The following is a 19,875-nucleotide window of genomic DNA, read 5'->3' as shown; positions in this document are numbered from 1 at the left end:
CATGGACCAAACGGAAGTCCGAACCACCCAATCGCCATCCCGGCTGTTCCAGCCGACCATCCGCAGCCACCTGGCATTCACCGCCCTGAGCGCCCTGGTGCTGCTGGTCATGTTCAGCCTGCTACGCCTGGCGCTGCTGATCTACAACCGCGAACTGATCGGCGCGACCCCGGCGAGCACCTTCCTCGAGGCGTTCTTCAATGGCGTGCGCTTCGACCTGCGGGTCGTGGTCTACGCGGTGGCGCCGCTGGTGCTCTCGCTGTTCGCGCTGCGCGCGATGGCCGCCCGCGGCCTGTTCCGCGCCTGGCTGACGGTGTTCGCCAGCATCACCCTGTTCCTCGGCGTACTGGAACTGGACTTCTACCGCGAGTTCCACCAGCGCCTGAACAGCCTGGTCTTCCAGTACATGTCGGAAGACCCGAAGACCGTGATGAGCATGCTCTGGTACGGCTTCCCGGTGGTCCGCTACCTGCTGGCCTGGGCGTTCGCCACCTGGGTGCTGTACCGGCTGTTCAAGGCGGTGGACCTGGCGACCCGCCCGAGCCAGCGCAAGCCGCGCGAGGACAGCGTGGTCGCCCGGCCGAACGCCGCCGCGCCCTGGTACGTGCGCGGCGTGGTGCTGTTCGTCTGCGTGCTGGTCTGCGTCCTCGCCGCCCGCGGCACCCTGCGCCAGGGCCCGCCGCTGCGCTGGGGCGACGCCTTCACCACCGAATCGATGTTCGCCAACCAGTTGGGCCTCAACGGCACCCTGACCCTGGTCAAGGCGGCCAAGGAGCGCTTCTCCGAAGATCGCGCGAACATCTGGAAGGCCACCCTGGACGACAAGGTCGCCCTGGAAACCACCCGGCAGATGCTGCTGACCCCCAACGACAAGCTGGTGGACGCCGACGAGGCCGCGGTGCGCCGCGAATTCACCCCGCCGGCGGCGAACACCCTGCCGGTCCGCAACGTGGTGGTGGTCCTGCTGGAAAGCTTCGCCGGCCACTATGTCGGCGCCCTGGGCGCGCCGGGCAACATCACGCCGTATTTCGACAAGCTGTCGAAGGAAGGCCTGCTGTTCACCCAGTTCTTCTCCAACGGCACCCATACCCACCAGGGCATGTTCGCCACCATGGCCTGCTTCCCCAACCTGCCGGGCTTCGAGTATCTGATGCAAACCCCGGAAGGCGGCCACAAGTTCTCCGGCCTGCCGCAGCTGCTCAGCGCCCGCCAGTACGAGGACGTCTACGTCTACAACGGTGACTTCGCCTGGGACAACCAGTCCGGCTTCTTCAGCAACCAGGGCATGACCACCTTCATCGGCCGCAACGACTATGTCGACCCGGTGTTCTCCGACCCGACCTGGGGCGTTTCCGACCAGGACATGTTCGCCCGTGGCAACCAGGAGCTGGACAAGCTGGCGAGCACCGGCAAGCCGTTCTACGCGCTGCTGCAGAGCCTCTCCAACCACGTGCCCTACGCGCTGCCGAAGGACCTGCCGGTGGAGCGCGTGACCGGCTACGGTTCGCTCGACGAACACCTGACCGCGATGCGCTATTCCGACTGGGCGCTGGGCCAGTTCTTCGAGAAGGCGAAGCAGTCGCCGTACTACAAGGACACCCTCTTCGTGGTGGTCGGCGACCACGGCTTCGGCAGCCCGGAGCAGCTCACCGAGATGGACCTGCACCGCTTCAACGTGCCGCTGCTGCTGATCGCTCCCGGCATCCAGGAGAAGTTCGGCACCCGCCTGCCGACCGTCGGCACCCAGGTCGACATTGTGCCGACCATCATGGGCCTGCTCGGCGGCGAGACCGTCCACCAGTGCTGGGGCCGCGACCTGCTGAACCTGCCCGAAGGCGACAAGGGCTTCGGAGTGATCAAGCCGTCGGGCAGCGAGCAGAACGTCGCCATCGTTTCCGGCAATCGCATCCTGGTGCGGCCGAAGGACGGCGACGTGCGCGTCTACGACTACCAGCTGGGCGGCGACGCCAAGGCGGTGATCACCAAGGACGTGCCGGACCAGGCCGAACTGCAGAAGAAGCTGGAATCGTTCATCCAGACCGCGACCAAGAGCCTGCTGGACAACACCGCCGGCGTGGTGCACGGGATTCCGGACAAGGACTGATCCGCGGGGTGCATGAGAAAGGGGCCGTCAGGCCCCTTTTTTTCATCCCGCGGTCGCTCAGAGCAGGGTGAAGCGCCCTTCCTCGACCTTTGCCGAGTCCAGGCCGACGAAGACCTTGAACTCGCCTGGCTCGGCAGCGTGTCTGAGCTGGCTGTCGTAGAACTTCAGGTCCGCCTCGCCGAGGGTGAAGACAATCTCGCGGGACTCGCCTGGCTGCAGCAGCACCTTGCGGAAACCGCGCAGTTCCTTCACCGGCCGGCTGAGGCTGGCGACCGGGTCCTGCAGGTACAGCTGGACCACCGTGGCGCCGGCGCGCTTGCCATCGTTCTTCAGGGTCACCCGTGCTTCCAGCGTATCGCCGCGGGCCAGGCGCTCGCTGGACAGGCGCAGTGGCGAGAGGCTGAATTCGGTGTAGCTGAGGCCGTAGCCGAACGGGTAGAGCGGTCCGTTGGCCTCGTCGAAGTAGCGCGAGGTGTACTTGCCGGGGTTGTCGTGGTCCATCGGCCGGCCGGTGTTCAGGTGGTTGTAGTAGACCGGCACCTGGCCCACCGAACGCGGGAAGGACATGGTCAGCTTGCCGCTGGGGTTGTGCTCGCCGAACAGCACGTCGGCGATGGCGTTGCCGCCCTCGGTGCCGCTGAACCAAGTTTCCAGGATCGCATCGGCGTTTTCCTGCTCCCAGCCCAGCGACAGCGGGCGTCCGTTCATCAGCACCAGCACCAGTGGCTTGCCGGTGGCCTTCAGTGCCTTCAGCAGCCGCCGCTGGCTGGCCGGGATGCGCAGGTCGGTGCGACTGGAGGCCTCGTGGGCCATGCCCTGCGATTCGCCGACCACGGCGATGACCAGGTCGGCGTCGCGCGCGGAGCGCAGCGCCTCGTCGAGCATTTCGTCGGCGGGACGGGGGTCGACCTCGACTTCCGGGTTGTAGCTGTTCAGGTAGTCGAGGATCGCCGGGTCGCCGCTGACATTGGCGCCCTTGGCATAGAGGAGGGTGGCGCGCTCGCCGACGGCGTTGGCCAGGCCCTGGTACACGCTCACCGCCTGGCGTGGCACGCCGGCGGCCGACCAGCTGCCGATGACGTCGCGCTGGCTCTTGGCCAGGGGGCCGATCACCGCGATCCGCCCCTGTTTCTTCAACGGCAGCAGGCCGTCGCGGTTCTTCAACAGGACCAGCCCTTCGCGAGCCACCTCGCGGGCGGCCTGGCGGTGCAGGCGGCTCTCGGCGTTGGTGTCGAACGGCGGGTCGTCCGGCTTGCCCAGGCGCCGATAGGGATCGGTGAACAGGCCGAGATCGTATTTCGCCGCCAGCACGTCGCGGCAGGCGCGATCGATGTCGGCCTGGTCGATCTCGCCGGCCGCCAGCAGCTTCGGCAGCCAGGTGGAGTAGAGATCATCGTTCATGTTCATGTCGACACCGGCCTGGATCGCCAGGCGCGTGGCGTCCCGCTCGTTGCCGGCGAGGCCGTGCTTGATCAGTTCCTTCACCGCGCCGTGGTCGCTGACGGTCAGTCCCTTGAAGCCCCATTGCTGGCGCAGCAGGTCGGTCAGCAGCCAGCGGTTGGCGGTGGCGGGCACGCCGTTGATGGTGTTCAGCGAGACCATCACCGCGCCGGCGCCGGCGTCCACCGCGGCCTTGTAGGGCGGCAGGTAGTCCTGGAACATGCGCGGCAGGCTCATGTCCACGGTGTTGTAGTCGCGGCCGCCCTCGGCTGCGCCATACAGTGCGAAGTGCTTGACCGCCGCCATGATGCTGTCCGGCGCGGCGAGGTCCTTGCCCTGGTAGGCGCGGACCATCGTGCCCGACAGCAGCGAGGTCAGGTAGGTGTCTTCGCCGAAGCCTTCCGAGACCCGTCCCCAGCGTGCGTCGCGGGTGATGTCGACCATCGGCGAGAAACTCATGTCGAGGCCGTCGGCGCTAGCCTCCAGCGCGGAGATCCGTGCGCTGCGGGCGACCACCTCGGGGTCCCAGCTGGCGGCGAGGCCGAGGCTGATGGGGAAGATGGTGCGATGCCCGTGGGCCACGTCGTAGGCGTAGAACAGCGGGATCTTCAGGCGGCTGTGGCGGACCTGGTCCTGCATCGCGCGGATGTCCGGCCGGGTCACCGTGTTGAAGATCGCGCCGACCTTGCCGGCGCGGATGTCCGCCATCAGCGCTTCCTTGGGATGGTCGGCGCCGACGCTGACCAGGCGCAGCTGGCCGATCTTTTCCTCGTTGCTCATGCGAGCCATGAGGGTGGAAATGAAACGCTCCTTGGCGTCCGCTGCCGGATCGGCGGATCCAGCCTGGCCTGCCGCCAGTGCCGGGCTCCCGCTCAGCCCGATGAAAAGCCCCAGTACACACAGCCTGTTCATGCATGTTTTCTCGTTATTGGGTAGACGCTCGTCGTGGCGGCGTGGCGCGCATTGGCCCATGCCGCCCGGCGGGCGCGACATAAGGTGTTCGCAGCGAGGGCGGAAGTCAACGCAGCGGCGATGGTTCGACGGCTCTGGCGACGGGCCGCTGTCGGCGCTCAGGCGACGCTGGCGAGCAGTTGCTCGGCCGGCATCGGCCTGCCGAGGAGGAACCCCTGCAGCGAATTGCAGCCGAGACGGGTGAGGAACTCCTTCTGCGCCTCGGTTTCCACGCCTTCGGCGACGATCTTCAGGTTCAGCGTGCGGCCCAGGGCGACGATCGCCGAGACGATCGCCGCGTCGTCGCTGTCATGGGCCAGCTCGTTGATGAAGCCGCGATCGATCTTCAGTTCGTTTGCCGGCAGGCGCTTGAGGTAGAGCAGGCTGGAGTAGCCGGTGCCGAAATCGTCGATGGAGATGCCGACGCCCATCGCCGACAGCCGCTCGAGGATCACCAGGCTGGCATCGGCGTCGCGCATGGCGGTCGATTCGGTGACCTCGAGGATCAGGTGTGCGGGTTCCAGGGCATGCTGCTGCAGGGCGTCGCGCACCGCGTCGAGCAGTCCGGCATGGGCGAACTGCAGGGCCGAGAGGTTGACCGCGATGCTCCAGTCCGAGTGGCCGGCGTCCAGCCACAGACGCATCTGCCGGCAGGCCTCGCCGAGGACCCACTCACCGATCTGCACGATCAGCCCGGTCTTTTCCGCCAGTGGCAGGAACTGGTCCGGGGTGATCAGGCCATGCAGCGGATGCTGCCAGCGCAGCAGGGCCTCCACGCCGATCATCGGGCCGCTCGGCGCCAGCACCTTGGGCTGGTAGTGCAGCACCAGTTGCTGGCGCTCCAGGGCCTGGCGCAGGTCGTGGAGCAGTTGCAACTGCTCCTGGGCGTTGGCGTTCATCGAACTCTCGAAGAAGCAGTAGCCGTTCCGCCCCTGGTCCTTGGCGTGGTACATCGCGGCGTCGGCGTTGATCATCAGTTCGTGGCGGGTCTGGCCGTCGCCGGGGAAGAGGGCGATGCCGATGCTCGCCGATACGCGCACCTCATGGCGGGAAATCTGGTACGGCTGGCTGATCTGCTTCACCAGTTTCTCGGCGAGCGTCGCGGCGTCGGCCGGCTCGCGCGCCTCGATCAGCAGGACGAACTCGTCGCCGCCAAGGCGGGCAATGGTGTCCTGGGCGCGTACATTGCCGCGAATGCGCTCGGCGACCTCGATCAGCAGCAGGTCGCCGAGGTGGTGGCCGTAGGCATCGTTGACCGCCTTGAAGCCATCGAGGTCCATGAACAGCACGGCGAACCGACGCTCATCGCGAATCGCCTGCTGGATCGCCTGCTCCAGCCGGTCGTCGAGCAGCATGCGGTTGGGCAGCTTGGTCAGGTTGTCGTGCAGCGCCAGTTGGATCAGTTCGCGGTTGGCCCGCGCGAGGGAGTTGGCGAGCACCGAGGTGCGCGCTTCCAGGCGCGAGTCCAGGACCGAGACGATCAGCGCGATGGCGATCACCGCCAGGGTGATGACGATCACCAGCACCGCCAGCCAGCCATTGTCGATCCCGCGCCCGGCCGCGCCGCAGAAGCTGCCCAGGGGAAATTGCGCGGCGGCCATGCCGGTGTAGTGCATGCCGACGATGGCGCAGCCCATCACCAGGGCGGCGCCGGTGCGCACCAGGACGATACGGCGGCTGCCGTGGCGCAGGCGGAAGGCGATCCACAGCGCGGCGCCGGAAGCGACCACCGCGATCAGGATGGACAGGCCGAACCACAGCGGGTCGTAGACGATGCCCGGCATCATCAGCAGGGCGGCCATGCCGGTGTAGTGCATGGCGGCAATGCCGCTACCCATCAGCAAGGCGCCCAACGCCAGCCGCTGCCAGGGCAGCTCGGCCTGGCACACCAGCCACAGGGCGAAAGCCGAGCTGCCGACGGCCAGCAGCAGCGACAGCAGGGTCAGGCCGAGGTCGTAGCCGAGCGGGATCGGCAGGCTGAAGGCGAGCATGCCGAGGAAATGCATCGACCAGATGCCGAAGCCCATGGCGAAGGCGCCGCCGCTCAACCACAGGGCCGCCTCGCGGCCTTTCGCCAGGGTGACCCGTCCCGCCATGTCGAGAGCGGTGTAGGACGCGAGGATGGCCACAAGCAGGGAAAAGGCGACAAGAACCTGGTTGTAGCTGCTGATAAGCATGAAAGCGTCCGAGCGGGATTACGGGAAAAGAGTGATTGATGTCAACCTGACATTATTGCATGAGTCCCGTCCGCGATTGCCAACGGGGAAGACCAACGGTCGCTATCGGTACTTCGGCGCAGCTGAAATCTAGCTCAACCCGCCGGGGGTTGGTACAGCGCTTCGTCTGCCGCCGGTCGCTCCTCGCCCGCAGAGTCGCTGGAAAGCTCGGCAGCGCTGGCAGGTTGACGCTACCCTGAAAGAAGCCGTGGTCGCCGATCATCACTTCAAGCAGTCAAGAAAATCCTACGATCGCCGACGATGACTGCAAGTTATTGGGGAATCCGGTGATCTACATGAATGTCTCGGCAGGAGGTGCGTCTCATGGAAAAGCCCTTCTCGGATGATGTCAGCGTGAATGTCCTGCGCCGCATGAAAGAAGGCGGCTTCGATTTTGCGCGGATCCATCCCATCGACTTCTTCGCCATCTTTCCCAGCGAGCGGGAAGCCCGCCAGGCCGCGGGCCAGTTTCGCGGCGAATCCTTGAGGGCCCAGGTGGTAGCCCGCGACGATGGTACCTGGAACCTGCAGGTCAGCAAGGTGATGTACGCCACCCACGCCGCCATCGGCGCCTTCGAGCATGACCTGGAGGAAGTCGTGGTGCCGCTGGGGGGTGTGCTCGATGGTTGGGGCGTAACCCAGGAGGTCACCTCGCTGCGACCGTGATGGCGGTATGCCCCCGGCCGCCGCCAACGGCCGGGGGGGGGGGCCGCGACGCCCGGGGCTCCGGCGGTGGGCGCCGGGCTTTTCTTCCGTGCAGGCTTTCCTTCAGACTGGGGACGGAGGTAAGCCATGAGCGATATTCTGATTCTGACTCATGCCGAGTTCTGTCCGCCGGGTCACTTGGCCACCGTGCTGGCGCAGCGCGGCCTGGATTTCCGGGTGGTCCGCGCCGACCTCGGCCAACTCGCCGGCCTCGACGCCGAACGCCCGCGCGCGGTGGCGATCATGGGCGGGCCGATGAGCGTCAACGACGACCTGCCCTGGCTGGGCGACGAACTGGCGTTGCTGCGTCGCTTCGTCGAGCGACGCATACCCTTGCTCGGCCATTGTCTCGGTGGGCAGTTGCTGGCGCGCGTCCTTGGCGCGACGGTACGGCAACAGCCCTATACCGAGATGGGCTGGCAGCCGATGCAGCGCGAGAGCCGCGACAGCCCGTGGCTGGCGCACTTGCCGGAGCGCTTCGCGATCTTCCAGTGGCACGGCGATGCCTTCGACCTGCCGCAGGGCGCGGAGCGCCTGCTGTCGAGTGCCTGGTGCGAGAACCAGGCGTTTTCCTGGGGTGGGCATGTGCTCGGCCTGCAGGGACATCCGGAAATGACCGAAGAACTGGTGCGGCGCTGGATCGATGGCTGGCCGCAGCTGCTCGACTCCTCGCAGCCCAGCCAGCAGTCCCGCGAGGCGATGCTGGCCGACCTGCCGCTCAAGGTTGCCGCGCTGAACCGGGTGGCGGAGGGCTTCTATCGCCACTGGCTGTCCCTGCTCCGCTGAGGACGCCTGCCTCGGGCGGCCCTCCCTGCTACCGTTGGTCCGCCCGATCGCTCGTTCGAGCGAGGCGGCTGTCTGGATAGAAGGTGGGAGAAGAACCTCTACCTTCCGGGTCTGTTCCAGACCCATCGGCCCGATAGGATGCTTCGTGACCGGCAGGTCGATGCCGGTCCGTGGTTGCGGGCGCGTACGCCGTCAAACGGGGCGCCCTTTCTTTCCGTGTCGGCAGGATGCACCAGACTGGGGCGAAGCCGCCGCAACAACCCTGCCAGTGGCCACTGGGTCCTGGCTCGGCGCTGGCACGGGCTTTGCGAGTTCCCGTTGTTCGTGACGACAAGGAGTCCGGCATGGCACGCATGTTTTACGACGAGATGCACGATGCGGGCGGCGAATGCCGTTCGCATTACCGGGAGTTCGCCCGCTGGCTGGCCGACACCCCCGAAGAACAGCTGCTACAGCGCCGGCGCGAGGCCGACCTGCTGTTCCACCGGGCCGGGATCACCTTCACTCTCTACGGCGACGAGCAGGGTACCGAGCGGCTGATCCCCTTCGACACCATCCCGCGCAGCATCCCGGCGCTCGAGTGGGCGCACATCGAGGCTGGCTGCATCCAGCGGGTCCAGGCGCTGAACCTGTTCCTCGCCGATCTCTACCACGAACAGCGGATCCTCAAGGCCGGGGTGATCCCCGCGGAACAGGTGCTGGCCAACGACCAGTACCAGCTGGCGATGCAGGGGCTGGATCTGCCGGGCAACGTCTACGCGCACATCGCCGGGGTCGACCTGGTCCGCGACGGCAGGGGCAACTACTACGTGCTGGAAGACAACCTGCGCACGCCCAGCGGCGTTTCCTACATGCTGGAAAACCGCAAGATGATGATGCGCCTGTTCCCCGAACTGTTCGTTCGCCAGCGCGTGGCGCCCATCGACCACTACCCGGACCTGCTGCTCGATACTCTCAAGCGCGCCAGCGAGGTCGAGGGGCCGAGCGTGGTGGTGCTGACTCCGGGGCGCTTCAACAGCGCCTACTTCGAACATGCCTTTCTCGCCCGCGAGATGGGCGTGGAACTGGTCGAGGGCGCCGACCTGTTCGTCCGCGACGAGCGGGTCTACATGCGCACCACCGCAGGACCGCAGGCGGTGGACGTGATCTACCGGCGGGTCGACGATGCCTACCTCGACCCGCTGGCGTTCCATCCCGATTCGCTGCTCGGCGTACCCGGCCTGCTGGCCGCCTACCGGGCCGGCAACCTGGTGCTGGCCAACGCGATCGGCACCGGTGTGGCGGACGACAAGTCGATCTATCCCTATGTGCCGGAGATGATCCGCTTCTACCTCGGCGAGGAGCCGCTGTTGCACAACGTGCCGACCTGGCAGTGCCGCAAGCCGAAGGAACTGGCCCATGTGCTGGCTCACCTGCCGGAGCTGGTGGTGAAGGAAACCCAGGGCTCCGGCGGCTACGGCATGCTGGTCGGGCCGACGGCGAGCCGGGAAGAGATCGAACTGTTCCGCGAGCGCCTCAAGGCCCGCCCGGAGGCCTATATCGCCCAGCCGACGCTGTCGCTGTCGACCTGCCCGACCTTCGTCGAAAGCGGCGTCGCGCCGCGCCACATCGACCTGCGCCCGTTCGTCCTGTCGGCGCCGGACCGGGTCCGCCTGGTACCCGGCGGCTTGACCCGGGTGGCGTTGCGCGAGGGCTCGCTGGTGGTCAACTCGTCCCAGGGCGGTGGCACCAAGGACACCTGGGTGGTGGAGGAATAGGCATGCTCAGCCGCACTGCTTCGGACCTGTACTGGATGTCGCGTTACCTGGAGCGCGCCGAGAATCTCGCGCGCATGCTCGACGTCAGCTACTCGCTGTCGCTGCTGCCGCAGGATCGCAGCGGCGGTGGCCTGGACGAACTGGCCATGCCGCTGCTGATCACCGGTACCCTCGACGCCTACCTGGAACGCCACGGCGAACTGGCCGCCGAGCGCCTGCTGAACTTCTTCGCCCTCGACCCGGACAACCCGGCCAGCATCTATAGCTGCCTGGCCGCGGCGCGTGCCTGCGCCCACGCGGTGCGCGGGCGGATCACCCTGGATATGTGGGAAAACATCAACGCCACCTGGCTGGAGATGCGCGGGATCGCCACGGAGGGCATCCTGCGCTACGGCATCAGCCGTTTCTGCGAATGGGTGAAGGACCGTTCGCACCTGTTCCGCGGGGCGACCTTCGCCACCAGCATGCGCAACGACGCGTTCCGCTTCGTCCGTCTCGGAACCTTCATCGAACGCGCCGACAATACCTTGCGCCTGCTCGATGCGCGCTACCAGACCCAGGACGAGCCAGGCGACAGCGTCGGCGCCGAGGAGGGCACTGCGCGCGGCTACTACCAGTGGAGCGCGCTGCTGCGGGCGCTGTCCGCCTTCGAGGGCTACACCGAGCTGTACCGCGCCTCGCCCAACGCCCGCAATATCGCCGAGCTGCTGCTGTTGCGCGAGGACGTGCCGCGCTCGCTGCTGTCCTGCATCGAGGAGCTCAGCGAGATTCTCTCCGGCCTGCCGGGCGTCAACGGCCGCCCGGCGCAGCGCCTGGCCGCCGAGCTGCAGGCGCGGGTGCGCTACACCGGGATCGACGAGGTGCTGGAACAGGGCCTGCATACCTGGATCACCGACTACATCCTGCTGGTTCGCCAGCTGGCCAATGCCATCCACCGCTCCTATCTGGAGGCCGCATGAGACTCTCGATCAGCCACGACACCACCTACCGCTACGAAGACCGGGTACGGGCGAGCATCCAGTACCTGCGCCTGACACCCCAGGACAGCGAGCGCCAGCACGTGGTCGACTGGCGCCTGGACCTGCCGCGCCCGGCCCGGCCGCAACGCGATCCCTATGGCAACATCCTGCACGTGCTGACCCTCGACGAGCCGCACGAGTCGGTGCTGATCGCCGCCCATGGCCTGGTCGAGATCGACGAGGAGAGCGAAGTGGAACACGACCGCCAGTCACCGTTGCCGTTCCTGCGCAGCACCCGCCTGACCGGCGCCGATGCCGAGATGCGCGCCTTCGCCGAACGGGCGCTGGGCGGGCGCAAGGACCGCGGCGGCCTGCTCGACCTGATGCATGCCCTGCACGAGCGCATCGCCTACCAGCCGGGCGCGACCCGGGTCGACAGCACCGCCATCGAGGCCTTCGGCGCTCGCGCCGGGGTCTGCCAGGACCACGCCCACGCCTTCCTCGCCTGCGTTCGCAGCCAGGGCGTGCCGGGGCGCTATGTGTCCGGCTATCTCTACACCGAGGACGAGACGCACCTGGCCAGCCACGCCTGGGCCGAGGCCTGGCTCGGCGACGGCTGGTACAGCTTCGACGTGACCAACCGGCTCGGCCGTCCGGAACGCCATCTCAAGTTGGCGGTTGGCCTGGACTACCTCGACGCCTGCCCGGTGCGCGGCCTGCGCCGTGGCGGCGGTTGCGAGCAGATGCATGCGCGGGTGCTGGTCAGCGCGCCGTTGCTGCAGGTCCAGCAACAGTGACGAGCCATTGCGCGCCTGGCGTTATCGGCGATTGCCTTTACGCTTGAGGCGGGGACGGACGGAAGAAGGAAGATTCGAGATGACCTACTGTGTCGCGATGCACCTGGCCGAGGGGCTGGTGTTCGTCTCCGATTCACGGACCAACGCCGGGATCGACCATATCGCCACCTTCCGCAAGCTGTTCACCTTCGGCACGCCCGGCGAGCGCCTGCTGGTGGTGCAGACGGCCGGCAACCTGGCGACCTCGCAATCGGTGATCAACCTGTTGCAGCAGCGCATCCGCCGGGACGGCGCCAGCCTGCTCAGCGTTCCTTCCGTCTACGACGCCACGGCGCTGGTCGCCGAGACCGCCCGCGAGGTCATGAAGCGCGACGGCGGCAACCTGGCAGGGAACACCGACCTGAGTTGTTCCTTCCTGGTTGGCGGGCAGATCGCCGGCGAGCCGCCGGCGCTGTACAGCATCTATCCCCAGGGCAACTTCATCCAGGCCACGCCGGACACGCCTTTCCTGCAACTGGGTGAAAGCAAGTACGGCAAGCCGATCCTGGACCGCAACCTGACTTTCGATACGCCGCCGGAGCAGGCCCTGCGTTGCGCGCTGGTGTCGTTCGACTCGACCATCCGCAGCAACCTCTCGGTGGGCATGCCGCTGGACCTGCTGGTCTATCACCGCGACAGCCTGATCCTGCCGGAGGGCTACCGGGTCACCGAGGACGACGCCTATTTCAGCGCCATCCGCCGGCAGTGGGGCGCCGGCCTGCACGACTTGCTGGAACGCCTGCCGTCGCCGCCCCCGGTGTACAACATCTGACGACTCTTCAGCCGGCCGCGCCGGCCTTGCGCCCGGCCATGTGGCGCAGGTAACCGATCAGCTGGCGCAGTTCCTCGTCGTCGATCACCCGTTCCGGGAACGCCGGCATCTTCGCCTGCGGCCACTGCCGCAGCGCCTGCGGATCGCGGATGTAGCGGGCGAGGAAGCGCGGCTGGAAGTATTCGGTGGGGTTGTACGGCAGGTTCAGGTCCGGACCGAACTGGGCGTCGCCGGCGCCATTGAGGCGGTGGCAGGCCAGGCAGTTCTTCTGGAACACGGCGAAGCCGGCGCGCACCTCCGTGCTGGCATCGGCGGCCGGCAGCAGGGCCGGGAAGCGTTCGGCCAAGGGGGGCTGGTAACGGATGCGGACGACCTGGAAGGGCCATTGCTCCGGGCCGATGCGTCGTTCCTCGGGGTTGCGCCAGACCAGGTAGAACGGCCCGGCGGAAGGCTTGCCGGCGCCCAGCGGTGGCCAGGGGTGCTGTGGGTCTTCTATCGCCAGCCAGGCTTGCGAGCCGTGGCTGGCGAGCAGCGGGGCGGCCGCCATCTCGGCGGCGAAGCCGTCGCTGGCCACCGCCTGCAGGTGGTCTGCGGGACGCACGCCCTTCAACAGGGCCGCCAGTGGTACGGCGCGGTAGCGCATGCTCCGGCGGTAGGCGACGTCCGCCGGGATATCCAGCTCGCGGGCCTGCGGATGCCTGAGCAATTCCTCGCTGCTCCAGGTCTGCGTGCCGCCCGGCAGTTCCAGGCGGAGCTCGGCGGCCCAGGCGGCCACAGGGAAGAGCAGGGCGCCCAGCAGTGCCAGGCGCGGGAGAGAGACAGGCATAGCGGTTCCTCGTGCATCCGCCGGTTTCGGCATGGAGCGAGAGATTGGCACGGAACGGGGGCCTCGCGGTAGCATGCGGGCCATTGCATGGCTGGCTGACCAAGGGGTTCCTGTGCTCGCCGAGTTGTTCGCCGTGATGGCGCCGGTACTGTTCGGCGCCGGTGTCGGGTATGCCTGGGTTCGTCTCGGGCACGCCTATCCGACCGAGTTCGTCTCGCGCATCGTGTTCAACATCGGTTCGCCCTGCCTGATCCTGGCGACCCTCGCCCACACCCGGGTGGATCTGCACAGCTTCGGCTGGATGGCCCTGGCCAGCGCGCTGATCTGCCTCTGCATGGGGGCGCTCGGATGGCTGGCGGCGCGACTCGGGCGCCAGGAGTGGCAGGTGCTGGTGCCGGCCTACAGCTTCCCGAATGTCGGCAACATGGGCCTGCCGGTATGCCTCTATGCGTTCGGCGAGGCGGGAATGACCCTGGCGGTGGCGTTCTACCTGATCATGTCGATCGGCAACTTCAGCCTCGGCGTGTTCTGGATGAGCGGCGAGCGTTCCTGGCGCTCGCTGCTGGGCAACCCGATCCTCCTCAGCGTGCTGCTGGCGCTGCTGCTGATGGGGCTGGACCTGCAACTGCCGCGCTGGCTGGCCAATACCGTCGACCTGATGGCCGGACTGACCATCCCGCTGATGCTGATCACTCTCGGCGTGTCGCTGGCGAGCATCCGCCCGCGACAACTGGGCCATGGCTTCTTCTACGGTGGGTTGCGCCTGCTGCTCGGAGCGCTGGTGGGCTGGTCGGTGGCGCTGCTGCTGGATCTGCCGCCGCTGGCGCAGGGGGTGCTGGTGGTGCAGTCGTCGATGCCGGTGGCGGTGTTCAACTATCTCTACGCCTTGCGCGGAAATCGCTCGCCGGATCAGGTCGCCAGCCTGGTGCTGTGTTCTACGCTCCTGTCGTTCGCCTTCATTCCCCTGCTGCTGACCTGGTGGCTGCCCGCGCTGCGCTGACCGCGGGCGCGGCGCGCAGCATGCAGGCAAGGGCCCTAGCGGATCAGACTGTTAAGGTTGGGAAGGATCAGGATGACTGTGGTGGCGAAGACGATGAGGCTCGCTTGCCGCCATCTTTTCGGCTGCTCGTTCAACATGGCCTGTCTGCCTTTCTTGTTGTCAGGGTGGCAGCCGGCTCCGCGCCATGGCTCGACGGAGTGGCTTGCCACGGTGTGGCGTGCTCTTCGGTCGGCCCGGCATCCCCGGCGTCGACCTCCCTTTCGAACGCTTGCATGAATCAGTCTAAGCCCCGGCCCGCGCGGGCTTAGACCACTTGGATACAAGACGCTCGAGTCCAGACATAATCCTTCTATATGACAGCGCGGTGACCGCTCTGGCGTGCGCCCCGACCGTTCGTCCGCTCGCCGCCGCTTCCGATCGAAAGCTGGCATGGCCCATGTGGTCCGGCGCGCCACAGGCTGAGCTGGGTGGTCAATCAGCCTGAGCGGTTCGGTCATTGTCCCGCTGGCGTGCCTGTTTAAGGTAGGCGGAGGCCCGCTCGGCCGGACGAGAACAGGATAAGAGAGACCGCCATGACCGACGCATTCATTTACGACGCCGTGCGTACTCCCCGCGGCAAGGGCAAGAAGGATGGCGCGCTGCACAGCGTCAAGCCGGTGAACCTGATGGCCGGGTTGCTGCGTGCGGTGCAGCGGCGCAACGAACTGGACACCGCACAGGTCGACGATATCGTGCTCGGTTGCGTGACCCCGGTGGGTGACCAGGGCGCCGACATCGCCAAGGCCGCGGCGCTGGTGGCGGACTGGGACGAACAGGTCGCCGGTGTGCAGATCAACCGCTTCTGCGCCTCCGGCCTGGAAGCGGTCAACCTCGGAGCGATGAAGGTGCGCTCCGGCTTCGAGGACCTGGTCCTGGTCGGTGGCGTCGAGTCCATGTCGCGCGTGCCGATGGGTTCCGACGGCGGCGCCTGGGCGCTGGACCCGGAAACCAACCTGCACACCAGCTTCGTCCCGCAGGGGATCGGCGCGGACCTGATCGCCACCCTGGAGGGCTTCAGCCGCGCCGATGTCGACGCGTTCGCCCTGCGTTCCCAGCAGAGGGCCGCCCAGGCCCGCGCCGACGGGCTGTTCGGCAAGTCGCTGGTACCGGTCAGCGACCAGAATGGCATCGTCCTGCTCGACCACGATGAGTTCATCCGTGCCGACTCCACCCTCGAGGGCCTCGCCGCGCTCAAGCCGAGCTTCGAGATGATGGGCCAGATGGGCTTCGACGCCACCGCGCTGCGCAAGTACAGCCAGGTCGAGCGCATCGAGCATGTGCATACGCCGGGCAACAGTTCGGGGATCGTCGACGGCGCCAGCGCCATGCTCATCGGCTCCGAGGCAAAGGGCCGCGAGCTGGGCCTGAAGGCTCGGGCGCGGATCGTCGCCACGGCGGTGACTTCCACCGATCCGACCATCATGCTCACCGGCCCGGCGCCAGCGACCCGCAAGGCCCTGGCCAAGGCCGGCCTGAAGGTGGAAGACATCGACCTGTTCGAGGTCAACGAGGCGTTCGCCTCGGTGGTGATGAAGTTCATGAAGGACATGGGCGTGGCGGAAAGCAAGGTCAACGTCAACGGCGGCGCCATCGCCATGGGCCACCCGCTCGGCGCCACCGGCTGCATCATCCTCGGCACGCTGCTCGACGAGCTGGAGCGGCGCAACCTGCGCTACGGCCTGGCCACGCTTTGCGTGGGCGGCGGCATGGGCATCGCCACCATCATCGAGCGCGTGTGAAGGGGAGAACCGCAATGACTGACGCGATCCGTTACGAGAAAGGCCAGGACAACATCGTCATCCTGACCATGGACATGCCCGGGCAGAGTGCCAACACCATGAACGGCGCCTACCGCGAGGCGATGGAGAAGACCGTTGCGCGGCTGGAGGCGGAAAAGGATGGCATCGCCGGGGTGGTGCTGACCTCGGCGAAGAAGACCTTCTTCGCCGGCGGCGACCTCAACGAGCTGATCAAGGTGACCAGGGCCGACGCCCCGGCCTTCTATGCCGGCATTCTCGCGATCAAGGGCCAGCTGCGGCGCCTGGAAACCCTCGGCAAGCCCGTGGTCGCGGCGATCAACGGGGCGGCGCTGGGTGGTGGCTGGGAGATCTGCCTGGCCTGCCACCATCGCATCGCCCTGGACAATCCCGGCGTGCAGCTGGGCCTGCCGGAGGTGACCCTGGGCCTGTTGCCGGGCGGCGGCGGGGTGGTGCGCATGGTACGCCTGCTGGGCCTGGAAAAAGCCCTGCCGTACCTGGCCGAAGGCAAGAAGGTGCGCCCGGCCGAAGCGCTCAAGGCCGGGCTGCTCCATGAGCTGGCCGGCAGTCCCGAGGAGATGCTGGAGAAGGCGCGCGCCTGGATCCTCGCCAACCCCGCGGTCAAGCAGCCGTGGGACGGCGCCGGCTACAAGATTCCCGGCGGCACGCCGTCCAGCCCCGGCGTGGCGCAGATGCTGGCCATCGCACCGTCGGTGCTGCGCGACAAGACCAAGGGGTGCTTCCCGGCGCCGGAGAAGATCATGTGCGCGGCCGTGGAGGGCGCCCAGGTCGACTTCGATACCGCGCAACTGATCGAGGCGCGCTATTTCACCGAGTTGACCACCGGCCAGGTGGCGAAGAACATGATCGGCACCTTCTGGTTCCAGCTCAACGAGATCAATGCCGGCAAGTCGCGGCCGCAGGGATATCCGGTGCGGGCGACGAAGAAGGTCGGGGTGCTCGGCGCCGGGATGATGGGCGCGGGCATCGCCTACGTCTCGGCGGCGGCCGGCATCGAGGTGGTGCTCAAGGACGTCTCGCTGGAAGCGGCGGAGAAGGGCAAGGCCTATTCGGCCAGGTTGCTGGACAAGAAGGTTTCGCGCGGCCACCTGTCCGCCGAGAAGCGCGACGCATTCCTCGCGCGGATCACGCCTAGCGCCAGCGAAGCCGATTTCGAGGGTTGCGACCTGGTCATCGAGGCGGTCTTCGAGGACCGCGAACTCAAGGCCAAGGTCACCGCCGAGGCGGAGAAACATGCCCTGGCCGATGCGCTGGTGGCGTCCAACACCTCGACCCTGCCGATCACCGGGTTGGCGCAGGCGGTGGCGCGGCCGGAGAAGTTCATCGGCCTGCATTTCTTCAGCCCGGTGGACAAGATGCCGCTGGTGGAGATCATTCGCGGCGAGAAGACCAGTGACGAGACCCTGGCACGCGGCTTCGACTACGTGCTGCAGATCAGGAAGACCCCGATCGTGGTCAATGACAGCCGTGGCTTCTTCACCTCGCGGGTCTTCGGCACCTTCACCAACGAAGGCATCGCCATGCTCGGCGAAGGCATCAGCGCCGCGATGATCGACAACCAGGCGCGCCAGGCCGGGATGCCGGTGGGGCCGCTGGCGATTTCCGACGAAGTCTCCCTGAGCCTGATGACCCACATCCGCAACCAGACCGCCCGCGACCTGCAGGCCGAGGGCAAGGCACTGCCGGCGCATCCGGCGTTCGCCGTGATCGACCTGATGGTCAACGAGTACAAGCGCCCGGGCAAGGCCGCCGGTGCCGGCTTCTACGACTACCCGGCGAACGGCAGGAAACATCTCTGGGCGGAACTCAAGAGCCGTTTCGAGAAACCCGATGCGCAGATCTCCGCCGGGGACGTACGCGACCGCCTGCTGTTCATCCAGGCCATCGAGACAGTGCGCTGCGTGGAGGAGGGCGTGCTGCAGTCCACCGCGGACGCCAACATCGGCTCGATCTTCGGCATCGGCTTCGCCGCCTGGAGCGGGGGCGCCCTGCAGTTCATCAACCAGTACGGCCTGAAGGACTTCATCGCCCGTGCCCAGTACCTGGCCGAACAGTACGGCGAGCGCTTCGAGCCACCGGCGCTGTTGCTGGAGAAGGCGGCGAAGGGCGAACTGTTCTGAGTCCTGCCGGCGCATGGAGAGCCGGCCTTCGGGCCGGTTTTCTCGTGGTCGCGAACCGGGGCGGATGCGTCACGCCCGAATCCCCCGGCGCAACCCGGCTCCGCGAAGTAAGACGCCTGTTGCCGGGGCGCGAGGACGAGGTGCGGGCGCGTGTGCTGATCCATCGCCGGCCCCTGGACGCGGCCGGGGGCGGTGGAGGGGGCACTCAGGCGTTGGCGAAACGGCCTTCCAGATAGGCGATGATCTCGTTGGACTCGTACATCCAGCGCACCTGTCCGTTTTCCTCGATGCGCAGGCACGGCACCTTGACCTTGCCGCCGCCTTCCAGCAGGGCCTGGCGGGCCTGCGGATCGTTCATGGCGTCCTTGAGTTGCACCGGCAGGTTGAGGCGGTGCATGGCGCGGCGCGTCTTCACGCAGAACGGACAGGCGCGGAACTGGTAGAGCGACAGGCTCCGCAGCGCTCGCTCGACCTCGGCCTGGGCCTCGGCGCTGCGCTGCAGCTTGCGGGGGCGGCTGACGAAGTCGGCGAAGATGATCGCCTGACCCAGTCCGTTACGTATTGCCTTGAGCAACATGGCATGTGCCTCGCGGGAAAAACCGCCAGTTTACGTGGCGGTTCCGGGCGTGGGGAGGCCTTCCGTCCCCTGTGCAGATTTCTTTACGGTTGCGCGTTTCGGGAAACTTTCTGCCGGCCGCTTGTTTTTTGGCGAATCGTCCGGATATTCCTTTCGAGAGCAGGGCGACAGTTCCCTTGCCTGCGCTCCTGTGTTAATTAAATCAAACGAAAACGACAATAACCCCACTTCTTCAGAGAGTCTTTATGTCGCTCCGCATCTGTATCCTGGAAACCGATATCCTTCGCCCCGAACTGATCGAGCGGTACGAGGGCTACGGCCGGATGTTCCAGCAACTGTTCGCCAAGCAGCCGATCGCTGCCGAGTTCGTCATCCACAATGTGGTGGAGGGACGCTATCCGGCGGAGGACGAGCGCTTCGACGCCTACCTGGTGACCGGCAGCAAGGCCGACTCCTTCGCTCCCGACCCGTGGATCCAGACCCTGAAGACCTTCCTCCTGGACCGCTACGAGCGCGGCGACAAGCTCCTCGGCGTGTGTTTCGGCCACCAGTTGCTGGCCTTGCTGCTCGGTGGCAAGGCCGAGCGCGCCAGCCAGGGGTGGGGCATGGGCATCCACCAGTACCAGTTGAACGAGCGAGCCGATTGGATGAGTCCCGCGCTGCCGGACCTGACTCTGTTGATCAGCCACCAGGACCAGGTTACCCGGCTGCCGGAAAACGCGCGGGTGATCGCTTCCAGCGACTTCTGTCCCTACGCCGCTTACGCCATCGGCGACCAGGTGTTGTGCTTCCAGGGCCATCCCGAGTTCGTCCACGACTATTCCCGCGAACTGCTCGAACTGCGCCAGCAGCATCTGGGCGAGGAGCTCTATCGCAAGGGGGTCGATAGCCTGGCGAGGGACCACCAGGGCACCGTTGTCGCCGAATGGATGATGCGCTTCGTCGCGCGCCAGCCAACCGGCGCCTGAGCCGGCCCGCGCCATACGAGCGCCGCCAGCCTCCCGGGGTT

15 protein-coding genes and 1 pseudogene are annotated in these 19,875 nt (G+C 67.0%); 12 read left to right on the top strand and 4 right to left on the bottom strand.

Annotation, left to right across the window (positions count from 1 at the left end; genetic code table 11):
• Position 1 precedes the first annotated feature (1 nt).
• Complete coding sequence (locus B7D75_RS16400) at positions 2 to 2,104, top strand: LTA synthase family protein (RefSeq protein WP_058129340.1); 2,103 nt, start codon at positions 2 to 4, stop codon at positions 2,102 to 2,104.
• A 57-nt stretch (positions 2,105 to 2,161) separates the two neighbouring features.
• Here the strand turns inward: B7D75_RS16400 and bglX are convergent, their stop codons facing one another.
• Positions 2,162 to 4,456, bottom strand: a complete 2,295-nt coding sequence (gene bglX, locus B7D75_RS16395) for a beta-glucosidase BglX (RefSeq protein WP_107114230.1) — start codon at positions 4,454 to 4,456, stop codon at positions 2,162 to 2,164.
• A gap of 158 nt (positions 4,457 to 4,614) precedes the next feature.
• The gene (locus tag B7D75_RS16390) at positions 4,615 to 6,672 is read right to left on the bottom strand and encodes a putative bifunctional diguanylate cyclase/phosphodiesterase (RefSeq protein ID WP_034078846.1); all 2,058 of its coding nucleotides are present in this window, start codon (positions 6,670 to 6,672) and stop codon (positions 4,615 to 4,617) included.
• A 363-nt stretch (positions 6,673 to 7,035) separates the two neighbouring features.
• On the opposite strand from B7D75_RS16390, the gene B7D75_RS16385 reads away from it, so the two are divergent.
• The 6 genes from B7D75_RS16385 (at position 7,036) to B7D75_RS16360 (ending at position 12,526) form a co-directional block, all read left to right on the top strand.
• On the top strand, positions 7,036 to 7,377 hold the full coding sequence (locus tag B7D75_RS16385) for a ribonuclease E inhibitor RraB (protein WP_003157539.1): 342 nt from the start codon (positions 7,036 to 7,038) through the stop codon (positions 7,375 to 7,377).
• 126 nt (positions 7,378 to 7,503) lie between these two features.
• Positions 7,504 to 8,202 (top strand): type 1 glutamine amidotransferase, encoded by a 699-nt coding sequence (locus B7D75_RS16380; protein WP_034078847.1) that lies wholly within the window; start codon positions 7,504 to 7,506, stop codon positions 8,200 to 8,202.
• Between the two features lie 344 nt (positions 8,203 to 8,546).
• Positions 8,547 to 9,959, top strand: a complete 1,413-nt coding sequence (locus B7D75_RS16375; RefSeq protein ID WP_107114229.1) for a circularly permuted type 2 ATP-grasp protein — start codon at positions 8,547 to 8,549, stop codon at positions 9,957 to 9,959.
• A gap of 2 nt (positions 9,960 to 9,961) precedes the next feature.
• On the top strand, positions 9,962 to 10,918 hold the full coding sequence (locus B7D75_RS16370) for an alpha-E domain-containing protein (RefSeq protein ID WP_003152872.1): 957 nt from the start codon (positions 9,962 to 9,964) through the stop codon (positions 10,916 to 10,918).
• Positions 10,915 to 11,715 carry a transglutaminase family protein gene (locus tag B7D75_RS16365; RefSeq protein WP_012076219.1) on the top strand — a complete coding sequence of 267 codons (801 nt, stop codon included), beginning with the start codon at positions 10,915 to 10,917 and terminating at the stop codon, positions 11,713 to 11,715. Before B7D75_RS16370 ends, B7D75_RS16365 begins: the two co-directional genes overlap by 4 nt.
• Before the next feature lie 79 nt (positions 11,716 to 11,794).
• On the top strand, positions 11,795 to 12,526 hold the full coding sequence (locus B7D75_RS16360) for a peptidase (RefSeq protein WP_003152877.1): 732 nt from the start codon (positions 11,795 to 11,797) through the stop codon (positions 12,524 to 12,526).
• A gap of 7 nt (positions 12,527 to 12,533) precedes the next feature.
• On the opposite strand, the gene B7D75_RS16355 is transcribed toward B7D75_RS16360, so the two are convergent.
• Positions 12,534 to 13,352 (bottom strand): cytochrome c, encoded by an 819-nt coding sequence (locus B7D75_RS16355; protein ID WP_107114228.1) that lies wholly within the window; start codon positions 13,350 to 13,352, stop codon positions 12,534 to 12,536.
• A gap of 112 nt (positions 13,353 to 13,464) precedes the next feature.
• Here B7D75_RS16355 and B7D75_RS16350 point away from each other — a divergent pair, with 112 nt between their 5' ends.
• From B7D75_RS16350 to B7D75_RS30100, 4 genes and pseudogenes are all read left to right on the top strand, one after another.
• On the top strand, positions 13,465 to 14,352 hold the full coding sequence (locus tag B7D75_RS16350) for an AEC family transporter (protein ID WP_107114227.1): 888 nt from the start codon (positions 13,465 to 13,467) through the stop codon (positions 14,350 to 14,352).
• 572 nt (positions 14,353 to 14,924) lie between these two features.
• On the top strand, positions 14,925 to 16,130 hold the full coding sequence (locus B7D75_RS16345; RefSeq protein WP_107114226.1) for an acetyl-CoA C-acetyltransferase: 1,206 nt from the start codon (positions 14,925 to 14,927) through the stop codon (positions 16,128 to 16,130).
• A 14-nt stretch (positions 16,131 to 16,144) separates the two neighbouring features.
• A complete protein-coding gene (locus B7D75_RS16340; protein ID WP_043103142.1) occupies positions 16,145 to 18,289 on the top strand; it encodes a 3-hydroxyacyl-CoA dehydrogenase NAD-binding domain-containing protein in 2,145 nt (714 codons plus the stop codon).
• Between the two features lie 110 nt (positions 18,290 to 18,399).
• Positions 18,400 to 18,525: pseudogene (locus B7D75_RS30100) on the top strand (hypothetical protein); the annotation flags it as partial.
• Here the strand turns inward: B7D75_RS30100 and B7D75_RS16330 are convergent.
• Positions 18,495 to 18,866, bottom strand: a complete 372-nt coding sequence (locus tag B7D75_RS16330; RefSeq protein WP_003152886.1) for a glutaredoxin family protein — start codon at positions 18,864 to 18,866, stop codon at positions 18,495 to 18,497. The pseudogene B7D75_RS30100 and the gene B7D75_RS16330 overlap by 31 nt on opposite strands.
• A gap of 245 nt (positions 18,867 to 19,111) precedes the next feature.
• On the opposite strand from B7D75_RS16330, the gene B7D75_RS16325 reads away from it, so the two are divergent.
• Entirely contained in the window at positions 19,112 to 19,834 is a 723-nt protein-coding gene (locus B7D75_RS16325) for an amidotransferase (RefSeq protein WP_034078856.1), read from the top strand.
• Positions 19,835 to 19,875: the final 41 nt, after the last annotated feature.

It is taken from the genome of Pseudomonas paraeruginosa (assembly GCF_003025345.2).
Taxonomy (GTDB): domain Bacteria; phylum Pseudomonadota; class Gammaproteobacteria; order Pseudomonadales; family Pseudomonadaceae; genus Pseudomonas; species Pseudomonas paraeruginosa.
The sequence above is the reverse complement of the archived record's forward strand: the minus strand, read 5'-3'. Positions and strand labels throughout refer to the sequence as shown.

What these genes read in the sequence shown, in the direction of transcription:
- B7D75_RS16400 (WP_058129340.1), top strand. Translation starts at nt 2, where the DNA reads ATGGACCAAACGGAAGTCCGAACCACCCAATCGCCATCCCGGCTGTTC.
- bglX (WP_107114230.1), bottom strand. Translation starts at nt 4,456, where the DNA reads ATGAACAGGCTGTGTGTACTGGGGCTTTTCATCGGGCTGAGCGGGAGC.
- B7D75_RS16390 (WP_034078846.1), bottom strand. Translation starts at nt 6,672, where the DNA reads ATGCTTATCAGCAGCTACAACCAGGTTCTTGTCGCCTTTTCCCTGCTT.
- B7D75_RS16385 (WP_003157539.1), top strand. Translation starts at nt 7,036, where the DNA reads ATGGAAAAGCCCTTCTCGGATGATGTCAGCGTGAATGTCCTGCGCCGC.
- B7D75_RS16380 (WP_034078847.1), top strand. Translation starts at nt 7,504, where the DNA reads ATGAGCGATATTCTGATTCTGACTCATGCCGAGTTCTGTCCGCCGGGT.
- B7D75_RS16375 (WP_107114229.1), top strand. Translation starts at nt 8,547, where the DNA reads ATGGCACGCATGTTTTACGACGAGATGCACGATGCGGGCGGCGAATGC.
- B7D75_RS16370 (WP_003152872.1), top strand. Translation starts at nt 9,962, where the DNA reads ATGCTCAGCCGCACTGCTTCGGACCTGTACTGGATGTCGCGTTACCTG.
- B7D75_RS16365 (WP_012076219.1), top strand. Translation starts at nt 10,915, where the DNA reads ATGAGACTCTCGATCAGCCACGACACCACCTACCGCTACGAAGACCGG.
- B7D75_RS16360 (WP_003152877.1), top strand. Translation starts at nt 11,795, where the DNA reads ATGACCTACTGTGTCGCGATGCACCTGGCCGAGGGGCTGGTGTTCGTC.
- B7D75_RS16355 (WP_107114228.1), bottom strand. Translation starts at nt 13,352, where the DNA reads ATGCCTGTCTCTCTCCCGCGCCTGGCACTGCTGGGCGCCCTGCTCTTC.
- B7D75_RS16345 (WP_107114226.1), top strand. Translation starts at nt 14,925, where the DNA reads ATGACCGACGCATTCATTTACGACGCCGTGCGTACTCCCCGCGGCAAG.
- B7D75_RS16340 (WP_043103142.1), top strand. Translation starts at nt 16,145, where the DNA reads ATGACTGACGCGATCCGTTACGAGAAAGGCCAGGACAACATCGTCATC.
- B7D75_RS16330 (WP_003152886.1), bottom strand. Translation starts at nt 18,866, where the DNA reads ATGTTGCTCAAGGCAATACGTAACGGACTGGGTCAGGCGATCATCTTC.
- B7D75_RS16325 (WP_034078856.1), top strand. Translation starts at nt 19,112, where the DNA reads ATGTCGCTCCGCATCTGTATCCTGGAAACCGATATCCTTCGCCCCGAA.